General features: G+C 56.4%; 17 protein-coding genes (1 of these 17 only partly in view). 8 read left to right on the top strand and 9 right to left on the bottom strand.

The window, feature by feature from the left end:
• The first annotated feature begins 12 nt into the window (after positions 1-12).
• From trpD to RHM55_RS12485, 3 genes are read left to right on the top strand one after another with little or no spacing between them, the layout of a single operon-like run.
• The gene (gene trpD / locus RHM55_RS12495; protein WP_322182435.1) at positions 13-1,062 is read left to right on the top strand and encodes an anthranilate phosphoribosyltransferase; all 1,050 of its coding nucleotides are present in this window, start codon (positions 13-15) and stop codon (positions 1,060-1,062) included.
• Positions 1,059-1,883 carry an indole-3-glycerol phosphate synthase TrpC gene (gene trpC / locus RHM55_RS12490; protein WP_322182433.1) on the top strand — a complete coding sequence of 275 codons (825 nt, stop codon included), beginning with the start codon at positions 1,059-1,061 and terminating at the stop codon, positions 1,881-1,883. Before trpD ends, trpC begins: the two co-directional genes overlap by 4 nt.
• A 38-nt stretch (positions 1,884-1,921) precedes the next feature.
• Positions 1,922-2,617 carry a lipoyl protein ligase domain-containing protein gene (locus tag RHM55_RS12485; protein WP_322182431.1) on the top strand — a complete coding sequence of 232 codons (696 nt, stop codon included), beginning with the start codon at positions 1,922-1,924 and terminating at the stop codon, positions 2,615-2,617.
• 14 nt (positions 2,618-2,631) lie between these two features.
• Here RHM55_RS12485 and crp read toward each other — a convergent pair whose 3' ends face one another.
• Complete coding sequence (gene crp / locus RHM55_RS12480; protein ID WP_322182429.1) at positions 2,632-3,276, bottom strand: cAMP-activated global transcriptional regulator CRP; 645 nt, start codon at positions 3,274-3,276, stop codon at positions 2,632-2,634.
• A gap of 207 nt (positions 3,277-3,483) precedes the next feature.
• On the opposite strand from crp, the gene RHM55_RS12475 reads away from it, so the two are divergent.
• Positions 3,484-3,906: an OsmC family protein gene (locus tag RHM55_RS12475; RefSeq protein WP_322182427.1), complete on the top strand. Its 423-nt coding sequence runs from the start codon at positions 3,484-3,486 to the stop codon at positions 3,904-3,906.
• Positions 3,907-4,159: 253 nt separating this feature from the next.
• Positions 4,160-4,954, top strand: a complete 795-nt coding sequence (gene speD / locus RHM55_RS12470; RefSeq protein ID WP_322182425.1) for an adenosylmethionine decarboxylase — start codon at positions 4,160-4,162, stop codon at positions 4,952-4,954.
• Positions 4,955-5,034: 80 nt separating this feature from the next.
• Here speD and coq7 read toward each other — a convergent pair whose 3' ends face one another.
• The 6 genes from coq7 to hemJ form a co-directional block, all read right to left on the bottom strand.
• Positions 5,035-5,682, bottom strand: a complete 648-nt coding sequence (coq7, locus tag RHM55_RS12465; RefSeq protein ID WP_322182423.1) for a 2-polyprenyl-3-methyl-6-methoxy-1,4-benzoquinone monooxygenase — start codon at positions 5,680-5,682, stop codon at positions 5,035-5,037.
• A 124-nt stretch (positions 5,683-5,806) separates the two neighbouring features.
• Positions 5,807-6,145: a histidine triad nucleotide-binding protein gene (locus RHM55_RS12460; RefSeq protein ID WP_219064341.1), complete on the bottom strand. Its 339-nt coding sequence runs from the start codon at positions 6,143-6,145 to the stop codon at positions 5,807-5,809.
• A gap of 63 nt (positions 6,146-6,208) precedes the next feature.
• On the bottom strand, positions 6,209-6,997 hold the full coding sequence (locus RHM55_RS12455; RefSeq protein ID WP_322182420.1) for an SDR family oxidoreductase: 789 nt from the start codon (positions 6,995-6,997) through the stop codon (positions 6,209-6,211).
• A 78-nt stretch (positions 6,998-7,075) separates the two neighbouring features.
• Complete coding sequence (locus RHM55_RS12450; RefSeq protein WP_322182418.1) at positions 7,076-7,972, bottom strand: DUF805 domain-containing protein; 897 nt, start codon at positions 7,970-7,972, stop codon at positions 7,076-7,078.
• Between the two features lie 87 nt (positions 7,973-8,059).
• On the bottom strand, positions 8,060-9,028 hold the full coding sequence (locus RHM55_RS12445) for a nitronate monooxygenase family protein (RefSeq protein WP_322182416.1): 969 nt from the start codon (positions 9,026-9,028) through the stop codon (positions 8,060-8,062).
• A 29-nt stretch (positions 9,029-9,057) separates the two neighbouring features.
• Positions 9,058-9,486, bottom strand: coding sequence for a protoporphyrinogen oxidase HemJ (hemJ, locus tag RHM55_RS12440; RefSeq protein ID WP_322182414.1), 429 nt, complete (start codon positions 9,484-9,486; stop codon positions 9,058-9,060).
• Positions 9,487-9,622: 136 nt separating this feature from the next.
• Between hemJ and argC the strand changes: the two genes are divergently transcribed.
• Together argC and erpA are read left to right on the top strand one after the other, a co-directional pair.
• Positions 9,623-10,657, top strand: a complete 1,035-nt coding sequence (argC, locus tag RHM55_RS12435; protein WP_322182412.1) for an N-acetyl-gamma-glutamyl-phosphate reductase — start codon at positions 9,623-9,625, stop codon at positions 10,655-10,657.
• An 83-nt stretch (positions 10,658-10,740) separates the two neighbouring features.
• Positions 10,741-11,091 carry an iron-sulfur cluster insertion protein ErpA gene (erpA, locus tag RHM55_RS12430; protein WP_219064335.1) on the top strand — a complete coding sequence of 117 codons (351 nt, stop codon included), beginning with the start codon at positions 10,741-10,743 and terminating at the stop codon, positions 11,089-11,091.
• 55 nt (positions 11,092-11,146) lie between these two features.
• On the opposite strand, the gene RHM55_RS12425 is transcribed toward erpA, so the two are convergent.
• Positions 11,147-12,250 carry an anhydro-N-acetylmuramic acid kinase gene (locus RHM55_RS12425; protein WP_322182410.1) on the bottom strand — a complete coding sequence of 368 codons (1,104 nt, stop codon included), beginning with the start codon at positions 12,248-12,250 and terminating at the stop codon, positions 11,147-11,149.
• A gap of 3 nt (positions 12,251-12,253) precedes the next feature.
• A complete protein-coding gene (locus RHM55_RS12420; RefSeq protein ID WP_322182408.1) occupies positions 12,254-13,684 on the bottom strand; it encodes a peptidoglycan DD-metalloendopeptidase family protein in 1,431 nt (476 codons plus the stop codon).
• A 210-nt stretch (positions 13,685-13,894) separates the two neighbouring features.
• On the opposite strand from RHM55_RS12420, the gene tyrS reads away from it, so the two are divergent.
• Positions 13,895-14,961 carry the 5' portion of a tyrosine--tRNA ligase gene (gene tyrS, locus RHM55_RS12415; protein ID WP_322182406.1) on the top strand. 133 nt of this gene lie beyond the right edge of the window, so only the first 1,067 of its 1,200 coding nucleotides appear in the window; the start codon lies at positions 13,895-13,897; its stop codon lies off the right edge, out of view.

The raw sequence follows: 14,961 nt of genomic DNA, 5'->3' as shown, positions 1-14,961 counted from the left end.
AAGGTTATGGCTATGGATATCAAAGGCGCGCTGGCTCGCATCGTCAACCAGCTTGATTTGAGCACCGAGGAAATGCGCGACGTCATGCGCGAAATCATGACAGGTCAGTGCACAGAAGCGCAGATAGGCGCCTTCATGATGGCCATGCGCATGAAAAGCGAAAGCATTGATGAAATCGTCGGTGCTGTTTCGGTCATGCGTGAGTTGGCCAGCAAAGTCGAACTCAAGTCCCTCGACGGCGTGGTCGACGTGGTTGGCACGGGCGGCGATGGCGCAAATATTTTTAACGTCTCCACAGCATCGTCCTTTGTGGTCGCGGCGGCTGGTTGCACGGTTGCCAAGCACGGTAATCGGGCTGTGTCCGGCAAAAGTGGCAGCGCCGATCTGCTTGAGGCGGCGGGTATCTATTTGAACCTGACGCCTGTGCAGGTGGCCCGCTGTATCGAAAGCGTGGGCATCGGCTTCATGTTTGCCCAGTCCCACCACGGCGCAATGAAATACGCCGCTGGTCCGCGTCGCGACCTTGGATTGCGCACCCTGTTTAATATGCTTGGCCCGCTTACGAATCCGGCTGGCGTCCGCCATCAGGTGGTAGGGGTGTTCAGTCAGGCGCTGTGCCGGCCGTTGGCCGAAGTCTTGCTTCGTCTCGGAAGCAAGCACGTATTGGTGGTGCACTCCCAGGATGGTCTGGACGAGTTCAGCCTCGCGGCACCGACCTTCGTGGCCGAGCTGAAAAATGGCGAAGTGACTGAATACTGGGTACAGCCGGAAGATGTGGGGATAAAAAGCCAGAGCCTGATCGGCCTGGCCGTGGAAAGCCCTGCTGCATCGCTGGAGTTGATCCGCGATGCCTTGGGGCGACGCAAGACCGAAAACGGGCAGAAAGCGGCCGAAATGATCGTGCTCAATGCGGGCGCAGCACTCTATGCTGCTGATCATGCGTCTACGCTGAAAGAGGGCGTTGCACTGGCCCACGATGCGCTGCACACCGGCCTTGCCCGGGAAAAACTGGAAGAGTTGGGTGCCTTTACCGCGGTATTCAAGCAGGAGAATGAAGGATGAGTGTGCCGACGGTTCTGGAAAAAATTCTCGCCCGCAAGGTTGAGGAGGTCGCTGCCCGCAGTGCCATGGTGAGTCTTGCCGAGCTCGAGCGCCAAGCGGCACTGGCCGACGCGCCACGCGGTTTTGCCAAGGCATTGATCAAGCAGGCCAAGAGCAAGCACCCTGCGGTCATCGCCGAAATCAAAAAAGCATCGCCGAGCAAAGGCGTGATCCGGGAAAACTTTGTCCCTGCTGACATCGCCAAAAGTTATCAAGCAGGTGGGGCAACCTGTCTGTCTGTTCTGACCGACATTGATTTCTTTCAAGGTGCCGATGCTTACCTGCAACAGGCGCGTGCCGCCTGCAGTCTGCCGGTGATTCGTAAAGACTTCATGATCGATCCGTATCAGATCGTCGAAGCCCGCGCATTAGGCGCCGACTGCGTGTTGCTGATCGTTTCCGCGCTGGACGATTCGAAGATGGCCGAGCTGGCTGCCGTCGCCAAAAGCGTGGGCCTCGATGTGCTGGTCGAAGTGCATGATGCCGCTGAGTTGGAACGCGCCCTCAAAACACTGGATACGCCGTTGGTGGGCATCAACAACCGTAACCTGCACACCTTTGACGTCAACCTGGAAACGACGCTGGACCTGCTGCCGCAGATTCCGAGTGATCGCTTGGTCATCACCGAAAGCGGCATTTTTAATCGCGCGGATGTCGAGCTGATGGAAGTCAGCGGGGTCTACTCATTTCTGGTGGGTGAAGCGTTCATGCGCAAGCAACACCCAGGGGCTGAACTGCAACGTTTGTTCTTCCCTGAGCGTGGGCCATTGATCAGTAATTAAGCGGATAGCCCTGACGCAGCGCCTACAGAGAAACCAGCATGTTAGACAAAGTCATCGATATATCCGTCGAGGCAGGCCTGCAGGCCGAGCAGGATTTGCTCGCCGCTGTGTGTGCCGGCGAGTTCGAGTACGGTTTGCTGTTATGGCGACCGCTTGATCGGGCCTTGGTGATGCCGCGACGGATGAGCCGTCTCGCAGGTTTTGAACAGGCTACCGAAGCATTGGCGGTCAGCGGGTGGCCAATACTGCTGCGTGAAAGCGGCGGCGAACCGGTCCCGCAATCACCGGCGGTGGTCAACATCGCATTGGTTTACGCCCAGCCGCGCGGTGACAATGACCGCGACCGGATCGAAAATGCCTATAACCGTCTGTGTCAGCCGATCTGTGATGTGCTGATCGAGTTGGGCGGAGCTGCCTCACTTGGGGAAGTGGACGGCGCCTTCTGTGACGGGCGTTTCAACGTCAACCTGGACGGCCGGAAAATGGTCGGTACGGCTCAGCGTTGGCGGCAGAGTCAGGGCGGGCAACGCCCCGTCGTATTGGCCCACGGCGCGCTGCTGCTGGATAACGAGCGCGAGCAAATGGTCGCTGCGGTCAACCGCTTCAACCAGATCTGCGAGCAGGATCAACGAGTCCGCGCCCACAGCCACATTGCCCTGCATGAAGCCTTCCCGGCTGCTGATGTGCTGGACCGGCTAGCCGAGCGCTATCAAAAGATCCTTGCAGGATTTTGAGCTGCCCGGCTTGCTTAGCGCGTACCAAACACCACCATGGTTTTGCCTTTGACATGCACCAGGTTCTGCTCTTGCAGTGCCTTAAGTACGCGGCCGACCATTTCCCTTGAACATCCGACAATGCGCCCGATTTCCTGGCGGGTAATCTTGATCTGCATCCCGTCGGGGTGGGTCATGGCATCGGGTTGCTTACACAGATCCAGCAGGCTGCGTGCGACCCTTCCAGTGACGTCGAGAAACGCCAGGTCGCCGACTTTTCGCGTGGTATTGCGCAACCGGTCAGCCATCTGGCTACCGATGGCGTAGAGGATATCCGGTTCTTGCTGTGTGACTTCACGGAATTTGCTGTAACTGATCTCAGCCACTTCGCACTCGGTTTTGGTGCGAACCCAGGCGCTACGCTCTACCTCGTGCCCGATCCGGTCAAACAGGCCCAGCTCACCAAAAAAATCGCCGGCATTCAGGTACGCGACAATCATCTCCCGACCCTCGTCGTTCTCGATCAGGATGGTGACAGAACCTTTGATGATGAAGAACAGCGACTCAGAGCGATCACCTGCGCAAATGATGGTGTGTTTGGCTAAGTAACGGCGCTTCTGGCAATGGCCGAGAAGGTTGTCGAGGTTTTTTATTTTGGGTGTAAGGGTTATAGCAACCATGCATGTATCCCGAAAAAGTACTGCGCCACACGGCATCCTTATAGGTATCGGCCGTGCGGGTGATTTGTCGCAGCTTATCAGGAGAGTTTGCTGTTTTTTGGGAAATTTCCTACGGACTTAATTTGATTTGGCATTTAACCGGGCATCCAGTGACAGTGTGGCCCTGTGCTAAGCTGGCGACCCTTTTTTAGCAGTGGAGTCTTGGCGATGAAGGCACGCATCCAATGGGCTGGCGAAGCCATGTTCCTCGGTGAATCCGGTAGCGGTCATGTGGTGGTAATGGACGGCCCGCCGGAAAGCGGCGGTCGCAATCTGGGCGTGCGTCCTATGGAAATGCTCCTGCTCGGCTTGGGCGGTTGCAGTAACTTCGACGTGGTCAGTATCCTGAAGAAGTCCCGTCAGCCGGTAGAAAGCTGCGAGGCGTTTCTGGAAGCCGAACGCGCGAGCGAAGATCCGAAGGTATTCACCAAGATCCATCTGCACTTCTTGGTCAAGGGCCGAGGCTTGAAAGAGGCTCAGGTCAAACGCGCCATCGAGCTGTCTGCCGAGAAGTATTGTTCGGCCTCTATCATGCTCGGTAATGCCGGTGTGGAAATTACCCATGACTATGAAATCATCGAACTGGGCTGAAACGACACTCAACTTTCACAAAAGCGGCGCACACTTGGCGATACCCGCTAGCCGACAGGCGCCGACGTCGGCATAATGCGCCACTTTTTCAGGGTGCGACCCGCTGTACCAAGGCTATAGTCGCCCCCGAACGGACAACCAAAATCGCCACCGCGAAGAGGTGTTAACCGTCCTACGCAGATGAGCCGGCCTCATCTGACGGGCATGCTTGATCACGCGGCCCGGGCCGCACATATATAGAGAGTTATTAACGGTGAAAAGCAAACTCAAGCTCCACGGGTTCAATAACCTGACAAAGACCTTGAGCTTCAACATCTATGACATCTGCTATGCGGAAACTCCGCAGGACCAGCAAGCTTACGTCGAGTACATCAATCACGAGTACGACGCCGAACGCCTGACGCAGATCCTCACCGAGGTTGTCGATATCATTGGCGCCAATATCCTGAACATCGCTCGTCAGGATTATGACCCGCAAGGTGCTAGTGTGACCATTCTGATCTCCGAGCAGCCGGTGACGCCTACCGACAGCCAGATCGAAGAGTCCCCGGGGCCGCTGCCAGAGACCATCCTGGCGCATCTCGACAAGAGCCACATCACGGTGCACACCTACCCAGAAATTCACCCGGTCGATGGCATCGCGACATTCCGTGTGGACATCGATGTGTCGACCTGTGGGGTGATTTCACCGCTTAAGGCGCTCAACTACCTGATCCACCAGTTCGATTCCGACATCGTCACCGTCGACTATCGCGTGCGTGGTTTCACCCGTGACGTTGAAGGTAAAAAACACTTCATCGATCACGAGATAAACTCGATCCAGAATTACCTCTCTGTAGACACGCGCGCCGGTTACCAGATGACCGACGTGAACGTTTACCAGGAGAACCTGTTCCACACCAAGATGCTGCTCAAGAACTTCGAATTGGATGACTACCTGTTCGGTGATGCGACCAGCGACTTGTCGACCGAACAGCGTGATCAGGTCACCGAGCGCGTGAAGCACGAAATGCTGGAAATCTTCTACGGACGCAACGTCAACGTTTAAGATTTACCGGATTCGTCAGTACAAAGAAGAAAGGCGCCCATCGAGGCGCCTTTCTTGTGTCTGCCGTCATGGCGCGGCGGTTATATCCGATACGTGCTTTGGGTCATGACCTTGGCCAGCAGACTCATGCCGAATTTGATCGGTGCCGGAAAACGAAATCCGCCAGCATCCAGCGCGCTTTCGGCGTGGCGTTCTTCATCGATGCGCATTTGCTCGAGAATGGCCCGGGACTTTTCGTCTTCGGCGGGCAGCTGCTGCAAATGATCGTTCAGGTGCTTGCAAACTTGATCTTCGGTCGCGGCCACAAAACCGAGGCTGACCCGATCACTGATCATGCCAGCAGCGGCACCGATCCCGAAGGAAATACCGTAGAACAGTGGGTTGAGCACACTGGTGTGGCTACCCAATTGGCGGATGCGCTGTTCGCACCAGACCAGATGGTCAATCTCTTCTTCGGCAGCGTGTTCCATAGCTGCCCGCACTTTCGGTAACTTGGCGGTCAGCGCCTGGCCCTGATACAGCGCTTGCGCGCAGACCTCGCCGGTATGGTTGATGCGCATCAGGCCCGCAACGTGCCGGGTATCGACGTCGCTCATCTTGGTTTCGGACTGAACAATGGCGGGTGATGGTCGATACGGTTGCACGCTGAAAGGCAGCAGCGTGCGCATCGCAGCATCGGCTTGCAATAAAAGACGGTCAACAGGGGAGTAGTGACGTTCGGTAGCCATGGGCACCTCCGGATAAATCCACGGCGGCCAGTTTACCCGAATCAGTCGGGCGCGGCTTGAGATGGATCAGCCCGCCGGGTTTGCACCGGCAATCTCAGCGGGCGTAAGTCGTTGAAACGTTGAATCAGCCTGGCGGCCAATGCATCTGACGCTGACCCAGTACGTGCATGTGAATGTGATAGACGGTCTGTCCGCCTAGCTCATTGCAGTTCATGACCACCCGGAAGCCGTCGTCGCAGCCCAGTTCTTTGGCCAGACGTTGCGCAGTGAACAGGACATGACCGAGCAGCCCTTTGTCATCTTCGGTCACGTCGTTAAGCGTGCGGATCGCTTTTTTCGGAATGACCAGAAAATGCACCGGCGCTTGCGGGGCAATATCGTGAAAGGCCAGCACCTGATCATCTTCGTAGATGATTTTTGCCGGTATCTCTCTGTTGATGATCTTGGTGAACAGAGTCTCCACAACCATTTCTCCGTTTTGATAAGTGCTTGAGTGTACTGAGGGGCGGGGGCCACGCCCAGTTCTTTAGCGCGGGCAGTACGTCTTGTTGATCGCGCCGGATATTTTCCGGGTCAGCCAGCGCGGACCTAGACGCGGGGTAAACGCCAACAGCTTATTGCGCCAGCCGGGAATGATCACTGCGCGATTTTTCGCCAGTGCTCGCACTGTATGAAGCGCGACTTCCTCTGGGCTCATCATCCTTTTACTGTGTTCCAGCTTGCCGACTTCCAAATGTGCATTACGGAAAAACTCGGTGCGGGTCGGGCCAGGGCAAAGGACTGAAATTTTTACACCGGTTTTTTTCAGTTCCTCACGCAGCCCTTCGGAAAAGTGCAGCACATAGGCCTTGCTGGCGTGATAGCTGCTCATCCATGGACCAGGCTTGAAGGCCGCTACCGAGGCAACATTGAGTATCTGCCCGCCACCCTGGACCGCCATGGTATTGCCGAGGGCATGACACAGGCGGGTGAGCGCCAGTATGTTCAGTTCGATCAAGTCTTGTTCCTGGCCCCAATCCTGGGCCAGAAACGGTCCGCAGGTACCGATGCCTGCGCAGTTCACCAGCAAATCAATCTGTCGTTCGCCTTCTTCAAGTTCCAGCAAGAAGCCGGAAAGACGTAGCGGCTCCCCCAGGTCGCAGCCTCGAAACAGGACCTCGACACCAAAACGCTGGTTCAACTCAATGGCAATGCTTTCCAGCAGGTCCCGTTGACGGGCCACCAGAATCAGGCTGCGACCACGGCGCGCCAAGGCTTCGGCCATGGCCAGGCCGATGCCGCTGGAGGCACCAGTGATCAGAGCGTAACGGGTCATGCACATTCTCCAGGCAGCGACCGCGAGCCACGGCAGTGTGCGTCGGGCTCAAGCGGGCGCGTTATTCATCTTTATAGTCTACAGACGCTGGCTGTCGGCGGGTTGCGCGGTATCGCTGTCGTTATCATCGTCGTAAGGCAGGATATTTTCATACTCGCTGGCGGTGGTTTGCACCTCACTTTCGAACGTGGAGATGCCTCCGACGAAAGCGCCGATCATCAGGATGGCGATAATCGCGAGCCACAAAGAGGCCAGGACTTTTACCGCCTTGGTGTTTGGAGGTTGCGGGGCTCCGTACTGGTTGGCGCCGGTATTGCCCGGGATGACCATCATCAGGATCGGAAACAGGCTGCCTACGAACGGCACGAGATTGATCAGCAACAGCCAGCCGGACCAGCCGACATCGTGCAGCCGCTGCACGCCGATCTGCACACTGACGATAAAAAAGCCGATCCCTGCGATGGCAATGAGCAATCCACCGCCCACCAGTGAGCGGGTCAGGACCGCTGCGCACAGGCCGGTAACGGCAAGGATGGCGACCATGAGCACCAGCGTCCAGGCCAGATAGCGTAAACGACCTATCCGGCCTTGAACGGTGAACACTTTAAGTTCGCCAAACGCTGGCCATGCGGCCCCCACCTGAGCCCGTGGTGGAGCATAAGGCGATGCTCCGTGCGATGGTGCTTCAGGCGCTCTATACGGTTTGGGCTCGTCGATCTCTTCCAGACTCAAACTGATAGCGGGATCCGCTTCGATCCGGGCTTCGACGCCAGCATCATTCAATACGCTCAGGTAGTGCAGGGCTTGCTCTTGCGACAACCCGCGCTTGAGCGCAACGGGCTGGCCGTTGAACAGTCTTTCGACAGCTGATAGTTCACGTTTGAACAGGCCAGCCATATTCAGTTTGGCGGTCTCGATGTCGACGCCAGTGCGCAGCTTCCCTTCGAAGACAATTTTGAAGTGGGTTTCGGCCATGCTTGGCTTCCTTGTCTGGGTAAAACAGAGTTATGGCTAACGCAGCTGAGCCTGAAAATGGCCGAAAAGGCGGCCGCTGGCGGGCAATCAGTGCGGCCAGCGTCTGGCCAGGTCTGCTGAGCGTGTTTGCGCCTTACGGTATTCAGCATCCAGGCGCGCAATCAGTTCGTCGACGCTGGGCATATCGTCAATATCACCAACGCCTTGCCCAGCGGACCATACGGTTTTCCAGGCTTTTGCTTCATCGCTGATGGGTTTGAGCTTCGAGCCGAAGTCGACTTCACCCTTGCCTTGCAGAGCCGCGAGGTCAAAACCTGCATTCTCCAGACTTTTGCGCATGAAGCTGGCAGGCACGCCGGAGACCGCAGCGGTATGGACGATATCGGCGGCTTTGGAGGTCAGCAGCATCTCTTTGTAAGCCTCCGGGGCATGGCTCTCACGGGTTGCGATAAAGCGTGTACCGAAGTAGGCCAGGTCCGCGCCAAGCAACTGCGCGGCAAGAATCTCGTGACCGTGGTTTAAACAGCCCGCCAGCAACAAGGTTTTATCGAAGAACTGGCGGATCTCGGCAATTAGCGAAAAAGGACTCCAGGTTCCGGCATGCCCCCCGGCGCCAGCCGCGACGGCGATCAGACCGTCTACGCCGGCTTCTGCTGCTTTTTCCGCATGGCGGCGAGTGGTCACGTCATGAAACACCAAACCACCGTAATCATGCACCGCATCGACCAGCTCCTTAACGGCGCCGAGGCTGGTGATCACGATGGGTACTTTATGCTCGATGCAGATGGCCAGATCAGCCTGCAAACGTGGGTTGCTGTTGTGCACTATCAGGTTGACTGCGTAGGGCGCCGGATTCACAAGCGCTGCCAGCCCGACTTCGATTTCCTCTAGCCAGGCTTTGAAACCACTGCTCTCGCGCTGGTTAAGTGCCGGAAAACTCCCGACCACTCCATTGCGGCAGCACGCCAGAACCAATTGCGGATTGGAGATCAGAAACATCGGTGCGGCCACGAGGGGCAGACGCAAGGACTGTTCAAGCAAGGCGGGCAGTGACATGAGCATTACTCCACGCATTCAGCTATTGATTAGAACGGTTTGACCACAACCAAAATGACGATAGCCAGCAAGATCAATACAGGAATTTCATTGAACCAGCGATAGTAGACGTGGCTGCGACCCTTCTCGCCACGCGCGAAGCGTTTGACTTGCGCGCCGCAGACATGGTGATAGCCAATTAGCAGAACCACCAACGTCAGCTTGGCGTGCATCCAGGCCTGGCTGAAATAACCGCTGGGGTTGAGGCTGATCAGCCAGATCCCGAACGCCAGTGTGGCAATCATTGCGGGCCCCATGATGCCTCGGTACAACTTGCGCTCCATGATGCAGAAACGTTCCCGGCTCGCGACGTCCTCGCTCATTGAGTGATAAACGAACAGTCTCGGCAGATAAAACAGACCTGCAAACCAGCAGACCATCGAGACGATGTGGAGGGCTTTGAGCCATAGAAAAAGCATTTTTGGTTATTCCCAAGTTCACGGTGGCCAAATAGTAGTGGTATGACCCGCCATACGTCACGTTCGCGGTTGTTCCTCAGGCCATACGCCCATATTATCAATGGTTTTCCACTAGGTTCGTTGAAGGGGCAGATTTATGGTCAAGGTCGGTATCGTCGGCGGCACGGGTTACACCGGGGTCGAGCTGCTGCGTCTGTTGGCACAGCATCCGCAAGCCGAGGTGGTGGTCATCACTTCTCGCTCCGAAGCAGGGCTGGCCGTGGCCGATATGTACCCTAACCTGCGAGGCCATTACGATGGCCTGGCTTTCAGCGTGCCAGACATCGCAGCACTGGGTGCCTGCGATGTGGTGTTCTTTGCCACCCCGCATGGTGTTGCTCATGCGTTGGCAGGCGAACTGTTGAACGCCGGGACCAAGGTCATCGACTTGTCGGCAGACTTCCGCCTGCAGGACGCAGACGAGTGGGCTAAATGGTACGGTCAGCCGCACGGCGCACCTGAATTGCTTAAGGAGGCGGTCTACGGGCTGCCCGAGGTCAATCGCGAGCAGATCAAGCAAGCGCGCCTGATTGCCGTGCCCGGTTGCTACCCTACCGCGACACAGCTGGGCTTTCTGCCGTTGCTCGAAGCTGGCCTGGCTGACACCTCTCGGTTGATCGCCGACTGTAAATCAGGCGTCAGTGGTGCAGGGCGCGGTGCCAGTGTCGGCTCGCTGTACTCTGAAACCAGCGAAAGCTTTAAGGCGTACGCGGTCAAAGGCCATCGTCACCTGCCTGAAATCAGGCAGGGTCTGCGGCGTGCCTCAGGCGGAGATGTCGGCTTGACCTTCGTTCCACACCTGACGCCGATGATTCGGGGCATTCACTCGACGCTCTACGCCACGGTGCTGGATAAGTCCGTGGATTTGCAGGAGCTCTTCGAAAAACGCTATGCCGATGAGCCGTTCGTCGATGTGATGCCAGCTGGCAGCCATCCGGAAACACGTAGTGTACGTGGCGCTAACGTTTGTCGAATTGCCGTGCATCGTCCGCAAGGCGGCGATCTTGTGGTGGTGTTGTCGGTCATCGACAATCTGGTCAAGGGCGCATCAGGCCAAGCGGTACAGAATATGAATATTCTGTTCGGTCTGGACGAGCGTTTGGGCCTTTCCCATGCCGGTATGCTGCCTTGATTAGTTGACCAATTTACTAGGTCAAGCGGATAATGCCAGTCATTACGCATTATGACGGCATATAGCGCCGGGAGATATTCAGCATGAGCGTCGAAACCTTCACCCCTACGGCATTGGTATTCACTCACGGTGCAGCGCACAAGGTGAAGACTCTGGTCGATGAAGAGGGCAATGATCGCCTGAAACTGCGCGTATTTGTGACAGGTGGCGGCTGTTCAGGTTTTCAGTACGGCTTCACTTTCGATGAAGACGTGGCGGATGACGACACCATCGTCGAGCGTGAGGGTGTCAGCCTGGTTGTCGACCCGATGAGCTTCCAGTACCTGGCAGGTGCAGAAGTGGATTATCAGGAAGGGCTGGAAGGATCGCGCTTTGTGATCAAGAACCCGAATGCGTCCACCACATGTGGCTGCGGCTCGTCATTCTCGGTCTGATTTGGCTTGCTGGTCAGAGAACGCCGCGCTTATGTGCGGCGTTTTGCTGTGTGCGTCATGCCGGGTAGATGGCGCCTAGCACGCGCAGGCCGCGAGCACCGGTGACGCTAGGTCGGTTGGCGGGTACGCCTTCAAGGCAGCAGTGCGCCAACCAGGCGAAAGCCATCGCTTCGACCCAGTCAGGGTCTACGCCATAAGCCGCTGTACTGCTGACCTTGGTATCAGGCAGCAACGCGGTCAGCCTCGCCATCAGCGCCAAGTTGTGCGCGCCGCCACCACAGACCAACAGCTCATCAGTTTGCGTTTGTGCAGTTTGCAGCGACTGGGTAATGGTCAGCGCAGTCAGCTCAAGCAAGGTTGCCTGAATGTCTTCAGGGGCGAACATTGGCAGTTGGAACAGATGATGCTGAAGCCAGCCAGGATTGAAGACGTCGCGGCCTGTACTTTTAGGGCCTTGGGTCAGGAAAAACGGATCACTGAGTAGCGATTTCAGCAGCGCTGGCTCAATCTTGCCGCTCGCCGCCCAAGCGCCGTCGCGGTCAAAGCTGAGGCTGCGTTGTGTTTGTATCCAGGCATCAAGCAAGACATTTCCTGGTCCGCAGTCGAAACCGGACACGGGCTTGTCGGCTTCCAGCAGGCTCAGGTTGCTGAAGCCACCTATATTAAGAACTGCACGATGATTTTGTGGCGCGCCAAGCGGATTGTCGAAAAGGGCTTCATGAAACGCTGGCACCAGCGGTGCACCTTGCCCGCCTGCGGCTACGTCTCTGCGACGGAAATCGCTGACGACGGTGATCTCTGTCAGCTCTGCGAGCAGTGCGGGGTTGCCAATCTGGAGGGTGAAGCCGCGCGCGGGCTCATGACGAATAGTTTGTCCATGACTGCCGATGGCGCGTATCTCGCCCGCAGACAATTGCTCTTGGCTCAACAGCGCCAGAACACCCTGTGCGGCAAGACGCACCCACTTCTGCTCGGTGATAGCGGCCCGGGCAAGCTCATCGTTGCCACTGGCGCATAAACCCAGAAGCTCGGCGCGCAGATCATCCGGCATCGGTATGTAGTGGGTCGCCAGCAGTTTTGGTCGGTCGTCCTGTTCAATCAGGGCGATATCCAGCCCGTCAAGACTGGTCCCGGACATCACACCTATATAGAAGGCCATGGCTTAGCGCTTGTTCGAAGCGAGCAGGGTGGATTTCTCTTGGTCCATGCGGGCCATTAGCGGCTGGCTTTGTTGCATGAAACGCTGTTTTTCAGCTTTGGCGATTGGATCGGCCATTGGCAATTTCTGGCCCAGTGGGTCGACATGGACACCATTGACCTGGAACTCATAGTGCAAGTGCGGTCCGGTCGAGAGTCCGGTTGTGCCGATATAGCCGATGACCTGGCCTTGCCTCACATTGCTGCCGGTTTGTATGCCTTTGGCAAAACCCTGCATATGCCCGTACAGGGTTTGGTAGGTGTTGCCATGCTTAATGACTACGGTGTTGCCGTAGCCGCCACGACGACCCGCCAATAGAACCTTGCCATCACCGGTTGCTTTGATCGGTGTGCCGCGAGGCGCTGCGTAATCGACGCCTTTGTGGGCGCGGATCTTATTCAGAATCGGGTGTTTGCGGCCCATGGAGAACATCGAGCTGATGCGGGCAAAGTCTACCGGGGTGCGGATGAAGGCCTTGCGCATGCTGTTGCCGTCAGCAGTGTAGTAGCTGCTGTTGCCTTGCTTGTTGGTGTAGCGAACGGCAGTGTACGTTTTGCCTCGGTTGGTAAAGCGCGCTGACAGGATGTTGCCGGTGCTGATGGTTTTACCGTTGATGACTTTCTGTTCGTAGATCACATCGAACTCGTCGCCCTGGCGAATATCCTGAGCGAAGTCGATGTCGTAGCCAAAAACACTGGCCATGTCCATGGTCATACTGTGGGACAGGCCTGCGCGTTGAGCCGATTGGGAAAGCGAGCTGTTGATAACCCCATGAACATACGCAGTGCGTATGTTCGGCTTGGTGATTTCCCGGCTGAATGCATAGCCTTTGTCGGACTTGGACAAGCTGATGCTTTCCAGGTCGCTGACCTTGCTGTGCAGTTGTTTGAGCTGACCTTGAGGGGATAGCTCGAACTGTAGAATCTGCCCGTGCTTAAGCTGGCTGAATTGCTTGGCTTGTTTGTCGCTGGCCAGTACTTCATGCACGGCTGCAGCAGGAAGACCTACTTTCTCAAACAGGGTCGATAAGGTGTCGCCCCTGGAGACGACAACTTCTTTGTGAGTCGGGTTCTTGGCAACAATTGTGGGGGCAGGCTCTGCCTTCACAGGTTGTGCAGTGGCCGTTTCCTGAGTGTCGTCAGCGCCACTTTCGATCTGCGCAAATGGCGATGCAGTGACGTCGGGTGTGGCCTGAATCGGTTCTGAAGCGTCTTGTTCTTGTGTCAGTTGATCTGCAGGTCTTTCCAGATCAAGGTTCAGGGTGGTTTTTTTGGCTTCAACGTCGCTGGACGGGAAGACCAGAAGCGCCAGGCTCAGCAGGGCGGCGATGCCGCTTGCAGCGAGCAGGTGGCTCTTCGGATAAAGCGGAGGCGCCTTGGGCGGTGTGTCGATCATAGGTAATTTGACTTTGAAAAGATGAATTGGAAAAGATGAATGACATGATGATGAAGAAATAACTGTATAAAATATAACCAAATCATGCTCGAAGCAACCCTACGAACGCATCAGTCTCTGATTCGGCGGAGAGTGCGGGGCAAAAACTTGTAATCGGGCCCTGATCTTGTATGGTTGGGTCCCATTTAGATGAGCCATTACGGGGCTGTTATGAAGTCGGTTGAAGAGCAGCTAGCGCTGATCAAGCGCGGTGCGGATGAACTCCTGGTCGAGTCCGAATTGGTCGAAAAGCTTAAGCGTGGTCAGCCATTGCGTATCAAGGCCGGGTTTGACCCTACGGCCCCGGATCTGCACTTGGGTCATACCGTGCTTATTAATAAGCTGCGTCAGTTTCAGGAGCTTGGTCATCAGGTCATTTTCCTGATTGGCGACTTCACCGGCATGATTGGCGATCCTAGTGGTAAAAGTGCGACGCGGCCTCCGCTGACGCGCGAACAGGTTCTGGCTAACGCGGAGACCTATAAAACCCAGGTTTTCAAGATTCTTGATCCGGCCAAGACCGAGGTGGCGTTCAACTCCACCTGGATGGATCAAATGAGTTCGGCTGACTTTATTCGCCTGTCGTCACAATACACAGTGGCGCGGATGCTGGAGCGCGATGACTTTCATAAGCGCTACTCGACCAATCAGCCGATCGCCATTCATGAATTCATGTACCCATTGGTGCAGGGCTACGATTCAGTCGCGTTGCGTGCCGATGTCGAACTGGGCGGTACCGATCAGAAGTTCAACCTTCTGATGGGGCGCGAACTGCAGCGCGCCTATGGGCAAGAAGCTCAGTGCATTCTCACCATGCCTTTATTAGAAGGTCTGGATGGCGTGAAGAAGATGTCCAAATCCCTGGGTAACTATGTAGGGATTCAGGAAGCGCCGGGCATTATGTACGGCAAGCTGGTTTCAATCCCTGATGCCTTGATGTGGCGCTACTTCGAGTTGCTGAGCTTCCTCTCTATGGAGGAGATCAATGGCTTCAAGGCTGATGTCGCTGCGGGCGCGAATCCGCGAGATATCAAAATCAAGCTGGCTGAAGAGATCGTTGCCCGATTCCATGGCGAAGAGGCAGCGGCAACTGCGCATCGTTCGGCGGGCAACCGCATGAAAGACGGCGACCTGCCTGATGACTTGCCAGAGATCAGTCTTGCGGCCACTGACGACATGCCAATCGCGGCGGTCCTTAATAAAGCAGGCTTGGTCAAGAACTCCGCGGTTGCTCGGGA

Source organism: Pseudomonas sp. MH9.2, assembly GCF_034353875.1.
Taxonomy (GTDB): domain Bacteria; phylum Pseudomonadota; class Gammaproteobacteria; order Pseudomonadales; family Pseudomonadaceae; genus Aquipseudomonas.
This window is presented reverse-complemented; position numbering and strand designations above follow the sequence as displayed.